Below are 19681 nucleotides of genomic sequence, written 5' to 3' on the forward strand. Positions count from 1 at the left end.
AATACCGATTTTATCAGAAAGGAGGATGCTCTTGCAGGAAGATCTCGAACAACGAACGGTTTCTGTTTCTATACAGGCAGCAAAACTGTCAGGGCGGGTACTGCGTGCGGCTATTGCTGCGGTACTCCAAAAGATGGAACAGGAACGCACAATGCCAAAAGTCGGGCGCAACAGCATGAAGCGGCTGACTTATAAAGACCCCGGAGCCAATACCATTGAAGTTTCAGGGCGAATCCGCTCTTTTGAACGGTATGCCAGGAAACATCAGGTACGCTACCATATAGAAAAGGAACTTGGGACCGATCCCCCAAAATGGACGGTATATTTCAAGGCAAACCAGGCGGATGCACTGACGGCAGCTTTTAAGGAATATACGAAGAAAGACCTTACACGCAGCACCAGACCGTCGCTGCTTACACAGCTTCATAAGTTCAAAGAACTGGCGCAGTCGCTTGGCCGTGACCGTGTAAAGAACAAAGAACACGGAGGACCGGAACGATGAAGATTGATGCAGAAACACTGAAAAAACAGGTCATTCTCCATCTGCCTTATATTCTGTTCCTTCTGGTATTTGCCAAGCTGGGCGAGGCGGTGCGTCTGGCTCCCGGAGCAGACGCTTCCCAAAAGCTGTTAGGACTGTCCGAAGGCTTTGCCCTTGCGTTTCAGAGTATGTGGCCGGGAGCGGCAATGGACTGGCTGATTGGTTTATGCGGTGCAGCCATTATGCGGCTGGCAGTCTATCTTAGAGGGAAAGACGCTAAGAAATACCGCAAAAATGTGGAATATGGTTCTGCAAGATGGGGAAATAAAGCCGATATTGCCCCATTTATGGACCCAAAGCCGGAAAACAATATCATTCTTACCCAAAGTGAAGGACTGATGTTAAACGGACGGCCCAAAAATCCGGCCAATGCAAGAAATAAAAATGTACTGGTAGTCGGAGGATCAGGTTCGGGAAAAACGCGCTTTTTCATCAAGCCCAATCTGATGCAAATGCACAGTTCCTACGTCGTCACCGATCCGAAAGGTACAGTCCTTGTGGAATGCGGAAAGATGTTGCAGCGAGGCACACCAAAGCTGGACAAGGACGGAAAGCCTATGCGTAATGAAAAAGGAAAGATTATCTATGAGCCCTATAAAATACGGGTATTCAATACGATCAATTTTCAGAAAAGTATGCACTTTAACCCATTCGCCTACATTCATTCCGAGAAAGATATTCTGAAGATCGTCACTACCCTGATCGCCAATACCAAAGGCGAAGGAAAAGCCGGAGACGATTTCTGGGTCAAAGCAGAAACCTTGCTTTATACGGCACTGATCGGATATATCTACTATGAAGCTCCGGTAAACGAACAGAATTTTGCCACACTGGTAGAAATGCTGAACGCAATGGAGGTCCGTGAGGATGACGAGTCATTCAAAAATGCCGTTGACCTTCTCTTTGACGCTCTGGAACAGAAAGACCCGGATCATTTTGCCCTGCGTCAATATAAAAAATATAAGCTCGCTGCCGGAAAAACAGCGAAGTCGATCCTTATTTCCTGTGCTTCCAGACTGGCTCCTTTTGACATTAAAGAAGTCAGGGAAATTACCATGTATGACGAGCTGGATCTGGATATGCTGGGGGATGAACGGACCGCTCTTTTCCTTATTATGAGTGATACGGACGGAACCTTTGCATTTTTGATCAGTCTGATCTATTCCATTTTGTTTAACCGCTTATGCGAGCGGGCGGATGATGTATATGGGGGCAGGCTTCCCATCCATGTGCGCTGCCTGATCGACGAGGCGGCAAATATCGGGCAGATCCCGAACCTGGAGCGTCTTATGGCGACCATCCGAAGCCGTGAGATCTCTGCCTGCTTGGTGCTGCAGGCGCAAAGCCAGCTCAAAGCCCTGTATAAAGACAACATGGACACCATCATCGGTAACTGTGACGCCTCTCTTTTCTTAGGAGGCAAAGAAGAAACTACCTTAAAAAGCTGGAACTCCCTATTAGGGAAAGAGACTATTGATCTGTATAACACCAGTGTCACAAAGGGAAATCAGGAATCCCACGGACAAAATTTTCAAAAGCTGGGAAAGGACCTGATGTCGGTGGATGAACTGGCAGTTATGGACGGGGGCAAATGTCTGCTGCAGATCAGGGGTGTGCGGCCGTTCCTCTCCCGGAAATACGATATAACCAAACACCCAAATTACAAACTGCTTTCCGATTTTAATGAGAAGAACGCTTTTAATATCGAAAAGTTTCTTTCTACCCGGATGCCGATGCGTCCCGGTGAACGATACCGTAATTATGAAGTCACAGCCGAAGATCTGGCTTCCCAGACTTTATAGAGTTGTTCCTGCCTGTCAAAGCATGACGCCCTGGCAGGCTTTGTTTTTGTCACGATGAAAGGAGGATATTTTGAGGATTCGTGATTCTCCCTGAAAAGTAAATAACCGCAGGATTTTTCCTGCCCCATGCCGCCGTGCTGTTTGAAACAGATTTTTTTCTAAAAACAGTGCGGCGGCTTTTTTTGTTTCCGGCCTGATACGGCCATATCACAAATTAAAATTTCTGAAATTAAAGGAGGAACTATATGGCATTTTTTGCAAGCGCGATTGATACTTTGAAGATCCTTGTGATCGCCCTGGGCGCAGGTCTGGGCGCATGGGGTGTTGTAAACCTTCTCGAAGGTTACGGAAATGATAACCCAGGTGCAAAATCCCAGGGGATCAAGCAGCTTATGGCAGGCGGAGGTATCGCTCTGGTTGGTGCAACGCTGATCCCGCTGCTTTCCGGCCTGTTCGGTTAAGGGCTGACTTATGGGCAGTCTGTTTGAATGGATAACAGACTGGATTAAAGAGGGCCTGATCGATGCGATCACCGGACAGTACACCAGTATTTTCAACTCCGTCAACAATCAGGTTGCGGATGTGGCAAATCAGGTAGGACAGACCCCGCAGGGCTGGAATGGCGGCGTGTTTTCCATGATTCAGAATCTTTCAGAAACCGTCGTCATTCCCATTGCGGGCATGATCCTGACCTTTGTTCTGGTGTATGAACTGATCCAGATGATTCTCGAAAAGAACAACATGCACGAATTCGATACATTCAACATCTTCAAGTGGATTTTCAAGACTTTTGTTGCCACTTACCTGCTCACCAACTGTTTTACGATTGTGATGGCGGTCTTTGATGTGGCCCAAAATGTGGTGTCGCAAAGTGCCGGTGTCATAAACGGGAACCTGGATGTGCAGGCGGCGTTGTCTGATCTGAAAACCCAGCTTGAAGCAATGGGAATGTGGGAACTGATTGGACTGTGGCTGGAAACCAACATCATCAATCTGTGTATGTGGGTACTGTCCATCGTGATCTTTGTCATTGTATATGGCCGTATGATCGAGATTTATTTAACCGTGAGCCTTGCACCGATCCCGTTTTCCACAATGGCAAACCGGGAATGGGGACAAATGGGAACCGGGTATCTGCGTTCCCTTTTTGCCCTGGGCTTTCAGGGGTTTTTGATCCTGATCTGTGTTGCCATTTATGCAGTGCTGGTCCAGTCTATCCCATCGTCCGGCGACGTGCACGGCGCGATCTGGGGAACGGCGGGTTATACGGTACTGCTGGCTTTTGCCCTGTTTAAGACAGGTTCGTTATCCAAATCCATATTTAATGCAAGATAGCATGAACAAAACCAATTCTAAAAAGGAGGATTTTATATATGAGTAAAACCAATACAGAAAAAATGGCGCCGGAGACACAGACGCCGGAAATGGCAAACGGCATGAAGCTGGATGTCCGCGTGCGTCCGATCGCCCCAATGGGAAACCTGCTGGCGTTTGCCAATGTTACGATTGGCGGATGCTTTAAGATTGACGGCTTCCGTATCTGTTCCAGTGAAAAGGGGCTGTATGTCAATATGCCCGCAACCCAGGATAAGGGAGGCAACTGGAAAGATGTCTGCTGGCCGGTTACGGCAGAGTTCCGCAAGCAGCTCAACGATGCCTTAATCGATGGGTACGGGCAGGCTATTGAAAATTTGCAGGCAACTCTTGAAGCGACAAAGGGAGCAGCGGAAAAGCCTTCCCTGACCGGTGCATTGAAAGAAAATGCCGGTAAGGTCAAAGAACAGCCGGCCAAACCGGCCACATCTAAGAATGAGCAGGCTCGCTAATGCCGGAAACGAAACAGTACGGCATTATCTATGCCGATCCGCCCTGGCATTATGACAGGAAACATGGAAGCGGCGTTGCGGAAAACCATTACCCCACAATGAGCATTGAAGAAATCTGTGCCCTGCCGGTATCGGAACTTGCCGCAAAAGACAGTGCCCTTTTTCTGTGGGCGACCTTCCCGCAGCTCAATGAAGCCTTCCGGGTGATCGATGCCTGGGGATTCAAATATAAAACGCTGGCTTTTCTATGGCTCAAACAGAACCGGAAAGCGGATAGCTGGTTTTATGGCATGGGCTTTTGGACCCGCTCAAACGCGGAGGTCTGCCTGCTGGCAACCAGAGGCCGTCCGAAACGCCAATGTGCGGGAATCCATCAGTTTGTGATCTCCCATATTGAGCAGCACAGCAAGAAACCGGACGAGGTGCGGGATAAGATCGTAAAACTCATGGGCGATCAGCCCAGAGTGGAACTGTTTGCAAGACAAAAGACACCCGGCTGGGATGTATGGGGCAATGAAGTGAACTGTACGCTGACTATGCCGGAGCGAAAGGGGTGATTTTGATAGAACAAGATGCAAAGCGGCTGCTTATGGAACGGCTGGACGAGTGTTTGAAGGTTCATGCGGATATGCTGGATGCACAGAACATCGGCAGTATTTACGAGTTACAGGGACTTTCGGAACTCCACTATTATCTGAAGGTTGAGCATGTATTTACTCCGGCGGAAGTAGAGGCGCTTCTTTCTTTTCAGGACCCGTTGGATGTAGCCCGATGGTGTTGGGAAGAAAATAACCATGAACACAGTTTCCCGATCTGCGATCTTCTCAAAGAAATTGATGCAGCGCAAAAATTTGAACATTTCACAAGCGAACCTTCCGCACAGGACAAATATACGCTCCTGATGAAACGGCTGGGACAGAATTACTTTGCTTACAGGGAAAGCCTTATGTCAAGAGATAAGGAATCCTTAATTGAAAAAGCTGCTGAAATTACAGCCATGCAGGAGGCGTATTCCTATCTGACAACAAAGTTTGAGTTCAGGGATGAAATGCTGGATGATGTGCTGGCGCTTGAGAATCCTTTGAAATACTTTGCAGACCGTTGGCTTATGCCGGTTTCAGATGTGCTCGACGTGGATATGGATATTCGGGAAAATATTGCCGGAATCCGAGACAGCCAGGAATACCTGTGTCAGAGAGAGCCGGCTGTTTCTGTCCTGGCACGGCTGCAAAATGCGGCTCAGGAAGTGCGGGAATGTCCGGCTGTGGAGAAACCGGTACGCGATTTCGGTGCACGGTAATGGGCCGGAAATTATATTACGATGGGAGGTGTATAGATGCCTTATGTACCTGTACCAAAGGATTTAACCAAAGTTAAGACTAAGCTGGCCTTCAATCTGACGAAGCGCCAGCTTATTTGTTTCAGCCTTGCCGGACTTGTCGGCCTTCCGGTGTATTTCTTTACCCGCGGGGCGATCGGCAATTCGGCGGCTGTACTTTTGATGATCGGGCTGATGATGCCCTTTTTCTTCTTCGCCATGTATGAGCGTGACGGGCAGCCGGCAGAAAAGATCTTGAAGAACCGGCTCCGTTATAAGCTCTGGCCGAAGGACCGTCCATACAGGACGGATAACCTGTATAAATCTATGTCAAAGAAGGAGGTTACAAAGATTGCCAAAAAACAAGCAGCAGGAAGCTCAGGAAAAGCGTCTGCAAAAAAACATCAGGCAGGCCAAAAAGACCGGAGCCGATGCAAAGCAGGGCAAAACTAAGTCTGCCCGTTCCAAGCCGTCTAAAAAAGGCGGCTTTTTTGCCGGGCTGAAAGCAGATGCCCCGCAGACGGTCCAGCAGAGCATTCCCTACCGTGAAATGTACCGGGATGGGATCTGCCGGCTGACCGATACCCTTTACACCAAAACGGTGCAGTTTTTTGATATTAACTATCAGCTTGCACAGGCAGATGATAAAGCACAGATCTTCGAGGGTTACTGCGATTTCTTAAATTACTTCGACGCCTCGATCCATGTGCAGCTTACCTTTATCAACCAGCGAGCCAATATGCAGGATTTTACCAAAAGCATTGACATCCCTCCCCGCGGCGACGAGTATGACGGAATCCGCAAGGAATACGGGGATATGTTAAAGAACCAGTTGCAGAAAGGAAATAACGGTCTCACCAAACGCAAATACATTACCTTTGGGATCGAGGCAGATGACCTGCGTACTGCGAAAATGCGTCTGGAACGCATTGAAACGGATGTGCTGGCAAATTTCAAGACTCTGGGAGTTCAGGCGAGATCCTTAAACGGACTGGAACGTCTGGAACTTCTTCACAGCCAGCTTCACCCGGACGGCCAGGAAAAGTTTCATTTCCAGTGGTCGGATCTGCCTAAGACCGGTCTTTCTACCAAAGACTTCGTTTCCCCATCCGGGCTGTCTTTTTCAAAGGATGGAAAGACATTTCGGGTAGGCGACCATTCCGGTGCTGTCTCCTTTTTGCAGATTCTAGCGCCGGAGCTTACTGACCGGCTTTTAGCGGATCTTCTTGACTTAAACGACGCCGTGACCGTCAACCTGCATATCCAGTCTATCGACCAGGCGCAGGCGATCCGAAACATCAAGCGCAAAATGTCGGACCTGCAGAAAATGACCATTGAGGAACAAAAGAAAGCGGTCCGATCCGGGTATGACATGGACATCATTCCCACCGACCTTGCCACCTATGGAGAGGAAGCCAAAAATCTTTTGCAGGATTTGCAGAGCCGCAATGAGCGCATGTTCCTTGTGACGGTACTGGTGGAAAATATCGCTGCCAAACGCCAAAAGCTGTTCAATGATATTTTTGCCGCTTCGGGTGTGGCACAGAAATACAACTGTGCCTTAAAACGGCTGGATTACCAGCAGGAACAGGGGCTTATGTCCTCGCTTGCTCTTGGTACGAACCAGATTGAAATTGAGCGCGGGCTTACGACCAGCAGCACAGCGATTTTTGTACCGTTTACGACCTGTGAACTGTTCCAGGAGGGCGAGGCATTGTATTACGGCCTGAACGCCCTTTCCAATAACTTGATCATGGCGAACAGAAAAACGCTGAAAAACCCCAATGGGCTGTTTCTCGGTACCCCAGGAAGCGGCAAATCTTTCTCTGCCAAGCGTGAGATCGTCAATGTGTTCCTTCTGACGGAGGACGACATCATTATCGCCGACCCGGAAAATGAGTATGGGCCGCTGGTACAGCAGTTCGGTTCCCAGGGGCAGGTCATTGATATTTCCCCTACTTCCACGAACTACATCAACCCGATGGACATCAATCTGGACTATTCCGATGATGAAAACCCGATCACTTTGAAAAGTGATTTTATCCTGTCGCTGTGTGACCTTATCATCGGCGGCAAAGAAGGACTTTCCCCCATTGAAAGGACGATCATCGACCGTTGTACCAGACTGGTGTACCGGGAATACCTGCAGGACCCGTGCCCGGAAAATATGCCGATCTTAGGTGATCTTTACGAGCTGCTTTTGAAACAGTCTGAACCGGAGGCACAGAATATCGCAACGGCGCTGGAAATCTATGTCAATGGTTCCCTTAACGTGTTCAACCACCGTTCCAATATCCAGATGGATAAACACCGGGTACTGTGTTTCCAGCTTAAGTCACTGGGAAAAGCCTTAAAGGAAATCGGGCTTTTGATCATGCAGGATGCGGTGTGGAACCGTGTCACGGCCAATCGCTCCAAACATAAAACAACCTGGTTCTATATCGACGAATTCCATCTTCTTTTGAAAGGGCAGACAGGAAGTTTCAGCGTGGAGATCTGGAAACGCTTCCGTAAATGGGGCGGAATCCCATCAGGTTTAACGCAGAATGTCAAGGACCTTCTGGCTTCCCGTGAGATCGAAAATATTTTTGAGAACTCGGACTTTATCTATATGCTCAACCAGGCCCAGGGAGACCGTCAGATTTTGGCAAAGCAGTTGGGAATCTCCCCGCACCAGCTTTCGTATGTGACCCATTCCGGTCCCGGCGAGGGGCTTTTGTTCTTTGGAAATGTGATCATCCCCTTTGTGGACCACTTCCCGAAGGACACACTCTTGTACAGCGTGCTTACCACAAGACCGGATGAAGTAGCGGGGACCAAAGCGTGAGACAAAAATTAAAATGGATCGGAGGTGAGAACAATGGCACACGACAGGGAATTTCAAAGGAAGCGCAAAGATACCCGGATGCCGGTGCGTGATTCCCACGGGGAGGATCAACCGGCAGCCAGGCAGACCGAACAGGATTTTGACCTGCGCAGGGCACGGGACACCCCTTCTTCTGTCAACGGCAAGACACACAGGCAGGACATCCCTGTACAGACGGAATTTTCCCATCTGTCACCGGAAACACCGGCGTCCTTGCTGGAACAGGGCGAAGCGTATGCAACCGCTTTGGATGGTTTTTCGGAACACTTTGAGACACCGGATGCTACCAGGACAGCGCCCCCGATACAGGACAACGTGCGAAGCAATTTCCGGCAGGAGGCTTCCAGGCGTTCTTTTGTAACAGAGGATGTGACAGACCATGATACCGGAAAATATGCTCCTTCTTCCGAAGGCTCAGCCCCACCGAACGGCACAGACAGATCCGGTCAGGAACACCGTTACCGAACACACCAGCATGGGAACAAATATCAGCAGCGTTTTCAGGAAGCGGCACAGGCGGAGGAACAGGCAGCGCAGAAGGAAAAGGGTATGGATAGCGAACCGCCGAAAACATCCAAGCTGGAATTTACTGCGGATGAACTACCGCCGGAGACAAAGGATAAAAAGCTCACCCATGCAAGACGGAAGGCGGAACGGACTGCACAAAAAGCAGAGCAGGCGCAAAATCGTCTACCTGCCCGGAAGAAACTGCGCATGGAGACGGTTTCCGACCCGGAGACCGGAAAAGCCAAAAAACACTTAAAATTTGAAAAGGAGGTCAAATCCCAAAAGGTCCATGTAAAAGGACCTGTACCCCTGCGTCCGGTCAAGGCGGGCGCCAATACTGCCATTGGTTACGCTCATAAAAAGATTTATGAGGCAGAGGATGAAAATGTGGGCATCAAGGCAGCCCACCGCTCTGAACTTGTGGGCGAGGCAGGGCTTCGCACGGCATATCACCGGCATAAAACTGCCCCCTACCGAAAGGCAGCGAAATTACAGCAAAAATCAGCAAAAGCAAACGCAAGACTTGCTTACCGGCAGGCTCTTAGCGACCACCCGGAGCTGAAGAAACATGCGATTGCCCGGATATGGCAGAAACAAAAACTGAAAAGGCAGTATGCCAAGGCTGCCCGTGAAGCCGGGAAACAGGCAAAAAATGCCGCAGTCGCAACAGAGAGGGTCAGCGTCGGTATTGTCCATGCGGTCAAACGGCACCCTGTAATCTGCCTTGTCCTCCTGCTTCTCCTTTTGGTAATTTTCCTGATCACATCCCTGTTTTCCACGTTCTCCAATATCGGGACCGGCGGTTTGGGAAGTCTGGCTGCTTCTACCTATCTTGCAGATGATCAGGACATCAACCAGGCGGAGCTTACCTATACCGAATGGGAAACGGATCTGCAAATGGAAATAGACCGGGTGGAATCAGACCGCCCCGGCTATGACGAATACCGGTATAACCTGGGCGCAATCGAGCATGACCCGTATGTGCTGATGGGGTATCTGACTTCTGCTTATCAGGGATTTACTTACGATGAAGTGGAAAGCGTGCTGCGGCAGCTTTTCCAGGAACAATATACCCTGTCCTTTTCAGAAGAAACCGAGATCCGTTACCGCACCGAAACTTCCGTTGATCCGGAAACCGGGGAAGAAACCCAGGAGGAAGTGCCTTATGAATGGCGCATCTTAAATGTCAAGCTCACAGTCACACCTCTAGAAAACCTGGTCGTTTCCCGGATGAACGCAGACCAGAAAGAGATCTGCGAGATCCTGCTGCAGACAAAAGGAAACCGCCAGTATGTCAAAAATGTCTTTGGCACCAACTGGCTCCCTTATGTGACCAGTTATTACGGCTACCGGGTACATCCCATCAGTGGGGAAAAGAACTATCACACCGGTGTGGACATCGGGATGCCGGAGGGCACAGAGATCCTTGCCGGGCATGACGGAACGGTCACCCTTGCGGGAAATGCCGGCGGTTATGGCTTGTGTGTCGCTATTGAAGGCGAGGCATACGAAGGACATACCCTGACGACCAAATACGGGCACTGTTCCCAGATCCTTGTTTCTGCCGGGCAGGAGGTCAAAGCCGGGGATGTGATCGCAAAGGTCGGGAATACCGGAAATTCTACCGGGGCCCACCTGCACTTAGAAGTCCTGGTTGACGGCCAGTATTTGAATCCCCTGTATTTTGCCGATACCGGCGATACCAGCGAACGGCACCTGCCGGAAGTTGGTTCAGGCGGCACAGGAAACTACTTCGATTATGACATTCCACCGGAAGCCCTTGCGGATGAACAGTTTGCCGCAATGATGGCCGAGGCGGAAAAATATCTTGGCTATCCGTATGTATGGGGAGGCGCAAGCCCTTCCACTTCCTTTGACTGTTCCGGCTATGTGTCCTGGGTGATCAACAACTGCGGCGTTGGCTGGAATTTCGGAAGGCTGACCGCGGATGGTCTTTTAGGTGTATGTACGCCGGTATCAAGTGCGGATGCAAAACCGGGCGACCTGATCTTCTTCCAGGGGACCTACAACACCAGCGGCGCAAGCCATGTAGGGATCTATGTGGGAAATGGAATGATGATCCACTGTGGAGACCCGATTTCTTATGCAAACATCAATACAAGCTACTGGCAGCAGCATTTTTATACATTTGGGCGTCTGCCTTAACAGATTGGAGGTAATAAATTGAATCCTAAAATTGAAAAACTGGAAAAGGAAATTGAAAAGACCAAAACAAGGATTGCGGAAATGCAGGCAAAGCTCCATAAGCTGGAGGAACAGAAAACAGAGCTGGAAAATACCGATTATGTAGCGGTGGCGCGCAGTTTCAAACTGACGCCCCAGCAGCTTGCGGATTTTTTGAAATCACAGCAGGCAGCCCCTTCGGAAACTGTTTTACCGCAGGAGAAGGAGGATGTGCATGAGGCTTAAAAAACTTTCCCTGCTGCTGGCGCTTACGCTTCTTGTAAGTGTCAGCGCATTACCTGTAACGGCTCATGCCGGCGGTTCCAAAGACACCACACCGCCAACGCTGACTGCTTCCATGGAGGGCGATGCCCTGAAAATAGAAAGCAGTGACGATCTATCCGGCGTGGAGGCGGTCTTTGTTGATGAAAACCGTATCAACTCCCTCACCGACGGGAAAGCGTCGGTCGCACTGAAAGATTATGCCGGAACAGAAAAACAGGTAAGCATATACGCAAAAGATTATGCCGGCAACCGTTCTGATGTGGTAAAGCTGGATAATCCGTATTACAAAGAACCGGCTCCTGAAAAGAAACCTGCTACGACAGCACCCCAGAGTCCGTCCGGTACACAGACAAAACCGCCTAAGGAAGAAAAACCTTCCGGCTCAAACGCTGCAACCCCTTCCGGCGGCGGAAATTCTTCCGGTTCAGATAACAGTACCGGACAGCAGGAAAATACTTCTGCGATCCCGGAAGGTGCATTTACCCCGGAAGGCACCGGAACGGTACAGGACAACATCAGCGGTACGGATGGGGAAAAACAGTTTTACACCATCACTACGGACGCGGGCAATGTCTTTTATCTGGTGATCGACGGGAAACGGGAAGATAACAATGTCTACTTCTTAAACGGCGTCACAGAGTCCGACCTGATGGCACTTGCAGAAAAGAACAATGGCAGCATGAGCATGATCCCCCAGGAAGAAAGCTGTAACTGCACAGAAAAATGTGAGGCAGGAAAGGTTAATACCGGCTGTCCGGTCTGCAAAAATGACTTAAATGGCTGCAAAGGAAAAGAAAAGCCGGCGGAAACTGAAAAACCGGCAGAACCGGAAAAGCCGAAGAAAGAAACCGGCAGCGTCGGCACGATCCTGTTTATCCTTGCTGCCTTACTTGCGGTCGGCGGGATCGGTTACTATGTAAAAATCGTGCGTCCGAAACAGCAGGCCGAGGACGATGCGGAATTTGAGGATGACGGTTATGGCGAAGGCTTTGACCCGGATGAGGCATACGGGGAACCGGAATATCTTTCCGAGGATGATTTTGACGACAAGGACAGCAAATAAGGCTGTCCTTTTAGATTTTATGAAAGTGAGGATTTTTTCATGGAACATATCATAACCAGACGCCGCGGCTTTCGCAAGCTGTTGGCGTTTTTGCTTTGTATGGCAAGCATTTTGGGGCTTCTTCCGGCTCAGGCTTTTGCCATGTCTGTCGGACAGACGGCAAGCTCCTGGCTGGGCGACCAGTATGTGGGCTCTGATGGGAACCACTACCGTGCCCCGGCGCCTTACACCTATCTTGCCTACCATGCAGACGGAACCATCGATGTACACACCAGTTCCGGGGGCAATGCTTACCGGCACTATATGCTGACGGATTCTGACGGGATCAGCCACCAGGTTTACTGTGTGGAGAGCGGGATTCCTTACCATACTTCGGAAAATACCTATGTTTCGGAAAGCGGGACCAACAGCCAATACCTGAACCTGCTTCCTGCCGAGGCAAGGAGGGGGATCACCCTGACTGCGATCTATGGCTGGAAACCCGGTGCGGCGCTCCCTGTTTCCGGAATCAACGAGGATGACTATAAGATGGCAACCCAGATCATCCTTTGGGAATACCAGCAGCAACTTAGAAGCGATCCGTACAACCGCCACGGAAACGGCCACGCAGACGCCGACCAGTATTTCAGCGTGATCGCCGGACGACCGGCAGAAAAAGCCTATGACTGGATTCTTGCACAGGTCGCTTCCCATTCCACAGTACCTTCCTTTACTTCTTCTAAGAAAAGCGAAGCACCGGAACTGGAACTGAAATGGGATGTAGAAAAAAAGGTCTATACCCTGACGGTCACAGATACCAATAACTTGAAGATCGATCTGGAGGCTTTGAAAGGCAGCGGCGTTTCTGTGACAAGAAACGGAAATGAATACACCTTTACCAGCAGGCAGATGATGATGGACCCGGTGCTGTTTGAATTCCGAAAGAATATCCCGGTGGCAAACGACATGCTGATCTGGGGCAGACCCGGCTACCAGACCATGATGACCGGCGCCAGCGATCCGGTTTCCTTCTTTGTAAAATTCAAAACGGAAACTTACGGTACCGCAAAACTTGTCAAGACCAGTGAGGACGGCATTGTTTCCGGTATCACCTTCCATATCTCCGGTACGGACATTTTGGGAAATGAAGTCAATGAGGAAGTTACGACCGGAGAAAACGGCCAGATTGAAAAGAAGCTCCTGCCGGGAACCTATCTGGTAAAAGAACTTCCGGTGGACCGCTATGTGACCCCTTCCGCACAGTACGTGACCATTGAAAGCGGGCAGACTTCTTCGGTACATTTCAGCAATATTCTGAAGAAATTTCGCGTCCATGTGGTAAAGAGTGATGCTGACACCGGAAATGCTCAGGGGGATGCCACGCTTGCAGGGGCGGCCTATGGGATCTTCCGTGATGGCGAACTGATCGACACTTATACTACCGGACCGGATGGCAGCTTTATGACCCGCTATTATGTATGCGGGGATGGCTGGACGATCCGGGAAATCGAACCGAGCACCGGGTATCTTCTGAATGAAACCATTTATGAAGTGGGTGCATCCCCTTCCCTGTATGAAGTGGAACTCAATACCACAGAAAATCAGGTGACGGAAACGGTTATTTACGGAAATATCCAGCTTGTCAAGCACACCGATGACCTGGACCCGGATGTGCCTGAGGGCGAAAATACCGACGATCCCAATGCTGGTATCATCGAACGCCCGGAAGCAGGCGCAGTCTTTGAAGTTTACTTAAAGGCAGCCGGGAGCTATGACGCGGCAAAGGAAAGTGAACGTGACCTTCTTACCACGGATGCGGATGGTTTTGCTTCCAGTAAACCGCTTCCTTATGGACATTATACGGTCCATCAGATCGCAGGCGAGGAAGGCAAAGCCTTTGTCCCGGACTTTACGGTATTCATTTCCTCTGACGGAAAGACTTACAGCTATATCCTGAACAACCGCACCATCACAGCCCGTCTGAAAGTTGAAAAATGTGACGCAGAGACCGGAAAGATTATCCCTGTGACCGGAACCGGTTTTCAGATCAAGGATCTTTCCACCGGGGAATTTATCACCCAGACCGTCTACTATCCGAACCCGGAAACACTGGATACCTTCTATGTTTCTGACGAGGGCTGGCTGATGCTGCCGGAGCCTTTGGCCGCCGGGGATTATGAACTTTATGAGGTGGCTGCCCCTTATGGCTATGTGCTTTCCGATCAGCCGGTACCGTTTACCATTGACGGCAGCGAGGCGGTTGTGACGGTCACTCAGTACAATATGCCGCAGAAAGGCCAGCTTACCATCACAAAGACCGGAGAAGTATTTGCTTCTGTCCAGGAAAACGACGGACTGTACCAACCGGTATATGAGGTTGCCGGACTTCCTGGAGCGGTCTATGATGTGATCGCAGATGAAGATATTTATACCGGTGACGGTACCTTGCGGGCAGAAAAAGATACGGTTGTGGAAACACTTACGACCGGCGAGGACGGCACAGCGAAAAGCGGGTCTCTCTATCTTGGCCGTTATCGTCTGGAGGAACGTCAGGCGCCTTCCGGCTGTGTGTTGAATCCTCAACCGGAATATGTGGAACTGACCTATGCGGGTGAGACCGTAGAGGTTACACAGACAGCGGCCGGTCTTTATGACGAACGCCAGAAAGTGGATGTCACACTTTTCAAGGCAATGGAGACCGATGACCTGTTCGGTCTTGGCATGAACGAGGAATATAAGGATATTTCCTTTGGACTTTATGCTTCCGCAGACCTGACGGCGGCAGATGGCAGCGTAATCCCGGCAGGTGGACTTCTGGAAGTGGTCTCTGTTTCGTCTGAGGAATCCGGCGGTTACAGCGCTTCCTTCGCTTCCGACCTGCCTTTTGGCAGCTATTATGTCAAGGAACGCACAACCAACGGCGCCTATATCCTTTCGAATCAGGAATATCCGGTTGTCTTTGAGTATGCTGGTCAGGAAACCGCCCTGGTACAGATCCTTGTCAATGAAGGCGAGGCTGTTTCCAATGAACTTCTCCGTGGGCGTGTAGACGGTGTAAAAGTCGGGGAAAACCCGGAAGGCGGCGAGGATGTCACGCTTGCCGGTGCGCTCATGGGTCTGTTTAGACCTGATACCGAAGAATTTACTGAAGAAAATGCGCTGCTTACTGCTATTACCGGAAAAGACGGCAGTTTTTCCTTTGAGAACATTCCTTACGGACCCTGGATCGTCAAGGAGATCTCTGCCCCTGACCTTTATACGGTAAGCCCGCAGCAGCACCATGTATATATCGGTGCAGACGGACAGCATATCGAGATCCGTGTGGAAAACACCCTGATCCGCGGCAGTGTGCAGGTAACTAAAACCGAAGCTGTGGAGGAACCGTCCCCTGTGGAAAAGGAGGATAAGAAAGACAAGAATTCTTTCCTGCGCTTCCTGCCCGGTGCAGTGTTCGACCTGTATGCGGATTCCAACGCCAACCAGGAATATGATCCTGACGATCAAAAGATCGGTACGCTGAAAGAAACCGATGCAGGCTATCATACGGCGGAAAACCTTCTGGCTGGCGGCTACTTTATCAAAGAAAGCAAAGCGCCGGAGGGCTATCAGCCTGACTCAAACGCTTACTATTTTTCCATCACAGAAGATGGACAGGTCGCAGTTGTGGAAAATGGAGAAGCCGGGCACGGATTTACCAATGAGGCTTACCGCGGCAACTTAAAGATCACAAAGGATTCCAGCGACGGGCGCAAAGATGGTTTTGCCATCGAGGTTAAGAGTGCGGACGGCTCCTACTGCGAGACATTCACCACTCCAAAATCCGGCGTGATTGAAGTTAAGGGCCTTCGTGTCGGTATTTATACCGTAACAGAAGTTGCAAACCGGGCAAGCAAGGATTACATCATTCCTGATGCCGCTACGGTGGAGATCAAGGCAGATCAGACATCTACGGTCCAGTTCTTTAATGAAAAACCGGAAAAGCCGGATAACCCAAAGAACCCGGAAAAGCCTTCTGTTCCCTCCAATCCTTCCACCCCTCAAAAGCCGGTACCGCAGACCGGGGATGATCCGTATATTTTCCTGTATGGCGGACTGCTGGCAGCCGCACTGATCGGCGGCAGCGTATTTGCTGTGTATTATTTCAAAAAGGGAAAATACAGCAGGACTTCCCTGAAAAGAACGGCTGTCGGGGTTTCTGTCCTTTCACTCTGCGTTCTGGTGGCTCTTGGCAGCGGTTTTTTGGTGTTCCGTGACTTGAACCAGTATGCTGAGAGTAAAGATGCCTATCGAGATCTTGCCGGATATGTGGAAGTGCCGGAGCAGACAGCTTCCCCGGAGTCGGCACCCGATCCGACAGAACCAAAACGGGACGATACCGATATTGTCCTGCCTTCGGTAGACTTTGAAACGCTCCGTGAAAATGGACCGGACATCATCGGATGGCTTTCTCTTCCTGATACGGTGCTCAATTATCCGGTGACGCAGACCGACAACAACGAGTATTACCTGAACCATCTTTATGACGGGACCTATAACAAGGTTGGCTGCCTGTTTGCCGACTATGAAAACCGGGCAGATTTTTCAGACCGCAATACGATCATTTACGGTCATAATATGCGGGATGGTTCCATGTTTGCCTTGCTGAACCGGTACGATGAACAAAGTTACTTTGATACTCACAGGCAGATGTATCTCGTTACTCCGAAGGGGGGTTATGTCATGGAGATCTTTACGGCATTTGCAGCAAAACCGGAAGAATCCGGCAGTAAAACTTCTCCCTGGCAGCTTTCCTGGAAGGATGACGGTGCTTATACTACCTGGCTTACAGCTATGAAGGAACGTTCTGCGGTGGAAAGTGATGTGACTGTGACCTGCAGCGATAAGGTACTGACCCTTTCTACCTGTACGCCGGGCGGCACAGGACGCTTTCTTGTCATGGGAAAACTCGTGAAAGTAGATAACGAAATATAGATTTTAGACGGTGCGGGGGCAAAAGCTCCCGCACCTGCTGTTTACAAGGAGGATTTTATTTTATGGTAAATACCATGATTTCCATTCCCGGCTATGTCCATCTTTACCGCTCGCTTTTGCGGTTTTACGACATGCCGGAAAATGAAGTCCGGGAAATGCTCTATCTTCTGAATACGGCAAACCTGGACTGCTATGAGTATTATCACCCGGACCGCAGTGTGATCCAGAGCGGACCGGTCGCTTTTTGCGGATGGCTGGAAACGAAAGACTGCCGCCCTTACCGCACAGAGGTACAGCTTTACAAATCGCTGCTGTTTTTGAAGCGCAGCATTGACCGTGACCTGATCGTATCAGCTCAAAGGGAGGCTCTGCAAACCCTGCGCTGTATTATCTCCAATCTGGAATACCGCTTTTATAAAGCCTATGGCATGGAGATCGAGGACAAACGCACGGTCTATGGGGAATGTACCTACCGTCTGGTTCCCAGGGAGGATGAACCCAGCGTGTGCCTGATGCACGACTGGATCTACCTGCCAACTGCCTGATGTCACGAATAATATATAAAATATGTGACATATATGAAAACTGTACTGCCTTGCAAAATTTTTGATTTTTGATGTATAAATCAGATTTTTAATGGGAACACTCAAAATAAGAGGAATAGGACCTATTGCAATCATGTCACGAATAATATATAATATTCGTGACATGAAGGGAGGCGGTATTGTGGACAACGGATATACAAAACGAATACGAGAGCGTGTTCTTTCTCTTGAAGATGGAACTGTTTTTGTGATGTCTGATTTTGCGGATATTGCAGATACATCCACTATTCGTCAAAGTTTAAGCCGTTTAGTGCAATCAGGAACATTGCGCCGTATTTTGAAAGGAGTTTATGAAAAACCAAAATATAGCAAACTTCTGGATGAATATGTGGCGGCAGACCCGGAAGCGGTGGCGAACGCATTGGCACGAAGTTATCACTGGACGATTGCCCCATGTGGGAATACAGCATTGAACCTGTTAGGTCTTTCAACACAGGTAACAGCAGTATGGTCCTATATCAGCGATGGTCCATATAAGACCTACGAGTGGAACTCTACAAAGCTGGAATTTAAGCACCGGACCAATAAGGAGATTACCGGATTGTCCTATATGACAAGTTTGGTTATACAGGCATTAAAAACGCTTGGCAGATCGAATGTTACGCCAGAAGTCATACAGATGCTTTCCGAAAAACTGACAGACAAGGATAAACAGGCTTGTTTGAAGGAAGCAACCGAGTCTACGGATTGGGTTTACGATACGATACGGCAGATTTGTGGAGGTGAAAAGGTACAATGAGAAATATAGCAAGACTTTCAGATAACGACCGCAGGGAGCTGTTCAGAAATACAGCAGATAAAATGGGGCTGAATGATGCCATCGTGGAAAAAGACTTTTGGGTATGTTTTACGCTGGATTATTTATTTCACCGCTCACCATGGAAAGAGTCCATCACCTTTAAGGGTGGTACCAGCCTTTCAAAAGCCTTTCACCTGATCAGCCGGTTTTCAGAAGATATTGATTTGATTCTGGACTGGCGTGTATTGGGATATGGCAAAGATGAACCATGGGAGAAACGTTCCAATACAAAACAGGATGCTTTTAACAAAGAAGCCAATGTGCGTGCAGAGGTATTTCTGTCCGAAACATTCTGCCCGGCAGTCAAAGCCGGCTTATCCCAGGAAATCGGTTGTGAAGCAAATGTCTACATAGATGAAAAGGATAAACAGACGGTCATTTTCGCCTATCCGCACCTTTTTACGAATACGGCGACTTTACAGGTGATCCGTTTAGAGATTGGTGCGCTGGCAGCGTGGACTCCTGCAAAAACAGCGCTGATCGAACCATACGCGGCAAAATATTATCCGAAGATTTTTGAGCAAAAAGAAACCGCAATCCTTACCGTTGCCCCGGAACGGACCTTCTGGGAAAAAGCCACAATCCTGCACCATGAAGCGAACAGACCGGAACATTTGGAAATGCCGCAGCGGTATTCCAGACATTATTATGATCTCTACCGCATGGCTGCAACACCGGTTAAAGAAGCTGCTTTTTCCAGGCTTGACCTCCTGAAGAAAGTTGTAGATTTCAAAATGAAATTCTATCCCAGATCATGGGCGAAGTACCCGGAGGCTGTGCCGGGCACATTAAAATTACTCCCGCCGGAATATCGGTTTGCAGCATTGGAAGCGGACTATAACTCTATGCAGGATATGTTGTATGGGGATGTTCCGACATTTGAGACAGTCATAGCAGCGGTCCAGGAACTGGAAAAAGAGATCAATACACTATAA

General features: G+C 49.5%; 16 protein-coding genes. All 16 read left to right on the forward strand.

Going from position 1 to position 19681, the window contains the following annotated elements; all coding sequences use genetic code 11:
* Positions 1-25 precede the first annotated feature (25 nt).
* Positions 26-502 (forward strand): PcfB family protein, encoded by a 477-nt coding sequence (locus tag DW739_RS08415; protein WP_223385988.1) that lies wholly within the window; start codon positions 26-28, stop codon positions 500-502.
* Positions 499-2343, forward strand: a complete 1845-nt coding sequence (locus DW739_RS08420) for a VirD4-like conjugal transfer protein, CD1115 family (RefSeq protein ID WP_117552645.1) — start codon at positions 499-501, stop codon at positions 2341-2343. Before DW739_RS08415 ends, DW739_RS08420 begins: the two co-directional genes overlap by 4 nt.
* 245 nt (positions 2344-2588) lie before the next feature.
* Positions 2589-2804 (forward strand): Maff2 family mobile element protein, encoded by a 216-nt coding sequence (locus DW739_RS08425; RefSeq protein ID WP_005361081.1) that lies wholly within the window; start codon positions 2589-2591, stop codon positions 2802-2804.
* Between the two features lie 10 nt (positions 2805-2814).
* The gene (locus tag DW739_RS08430) at positions 2815-3678 is read left to right on the forward strand and encodes a VirB6/TrbL-like conjugal transfer protein, CD1112 family (protein WP_117442478.1); all 864 of its coding nucleotides are present in this window, start codon (positions 2815-2817) and stop codon (positions 3676-3678) included.
* 38 nt (positions 3679-3716) lie between these two features.
* Positions 3717-4169: a SpoVG family protein gene (locus DW739_RS08435; protein ID WP_117442477.1), complete on the forward strand. Its 453-nt coding sequence runs from the start codon at positions 3717-3719 to the stop codon at positions 4167-4169.
* Positions 4169-4726: an MT-A70 family methyltransferase gene (locus DW739_RS08440; RefSeq protein ID WP_005361089.1), complete on the forward strand. Its 558-nt coding sequence runs from the start codon at positions 4169-4171 to the stop codon at positions 4724-4726. The genes DW739_RS08435 and DW739_RS08440 overlap by 1 nt, the downstream gene beginning before the upstream one ends.
* Positions 4723-5469 (forward strand): hypothetical protein, encoded by a 747-nt coding sequence (locus DW739_RS08445; RefSeq protein WP_222847487.1) that lies wholly within the window; start codon positions 4723-4725, stop codon positions 5467-5469. Before DW739_RS08440 ends, DW739_RS08445 begins: the two co-directional genes overlap by 4 nt.
* A gap of 36 nt (positions 5470-5505) precedes the next feature.
* Positions 5506-5940 carry a PrgI family protein gene (locus DW739_RS08450; protein ID WP_117505240.1) on the forward strand — a complete coding sequence of 145 codons (435 nt, stop codon included), beginning with the start codon at positions 5506-5508 and terminating at the stop codon, positions 5938-5940.
* A 97-nt stretch (positions 5941-6037) separates the two neighbouring features.
* Complete coding sequence (locus DW739_RS08455) at positions 6038-8314, forward strand: VirB4-like conjugal transfer ATPase, CD1110 family (protein ID WP_117552659.1); 2277 nt, start codon at positions 6038-6040, stop codon at positions 8312-8314.
* A 33-nt stretch (positions 8315-8347) separates the two neighbouring features.
* A complete protein-coding gene (locus DW739_RS08460; RefSeq protein ID WP_117552647.1) occupies positions 8348-11026 on the forward strand; it encodes a CD1108 family mobile element protein in 2679 nt (892 codons plus the stop codon).
* Between the two features lie 18 nt (positions 11027-11044).
* The gene (locus DW739_RS08465) at positions 11045-11290 is read left to right on the forward strand and encodes a DUF4315 family protein (protein WP_117505244.1); all 246 of its coding nucleotides are present in this window, start codon (positions 11045-11047) and stop codon (positions 11288-11290) included.
* Positions 11280-12392 (forward strand): DUF4366 domain-containing protein, encoded by a 1113-nt coding sequence (locus DW739_RS08470; RefSeq protein WP_117468867.1) that lies wholly within the window; start codon positions 11280-11282, stop codon positions 12390-12392. The genes DW739_RS08465 and DW739_RS08470 overlap by 11 nt, the downstream gene beginning before the upstream one ends.
* A 39-nt stretch (positions 12393-12431) precedes the next feature.
* On the forward strand, positions 12432-17342 hold the full coding sequence (gene srtB / locus DW739_RS08475; protein WP_117552648.1) for a class B sortase: 4911 nt from the start codon (positions 12432-12434) through the stop codon (positions 17340-17342).
* A 62-nt stretch (positions 17343-17404) separates the two neighbouring features.
* Positions 17405-17887 (forward strand): hypothetical protein, encoded by a 483-nt coding sequence (locus DW739_RS08480; RefSeq protein ID WP_015542949.1) that lies wholly within the window; start codon positions 17405-17407, stop codon positions 17885-17887.
* A 181-nt stretch (positions 17888-18068) separates the two neighbouring features.
* The gene (locus tag DW739_RS08485) at positions 18069-18686 is read left to right on the forward strand and encodes a DUF6088 family protein (protein ID WP_055158509.1); all 618 of its coding nucleotides are present in this window, start codon (positions 18069-18071) and stop codon (positions 18684-18686) included.
* A complete protein-coding gene (locus tag DW739_RS08490) occupies positions 18683-19681 on the forward strand; it encodes a nucleotidyl transferase AbiEii/AbiGii toxin family protein (RefSeq protein WP_064785857.1) in 999 nt (332 codons plus the stop codon). Before DW739_RS08485 ends, DW739_RS08490 begins: the two co-directional genes overlap by 4 nt.

This window comes from Clostridium sp. AM28-20LB (assembly GCF_003480665.1).
Classification (GTDB): domain Bacteria; phylum Bacillota; class Clostridia; order Lachnospirales; family Lachnospiraceae; genus Otoolea; species Otoolea fessa.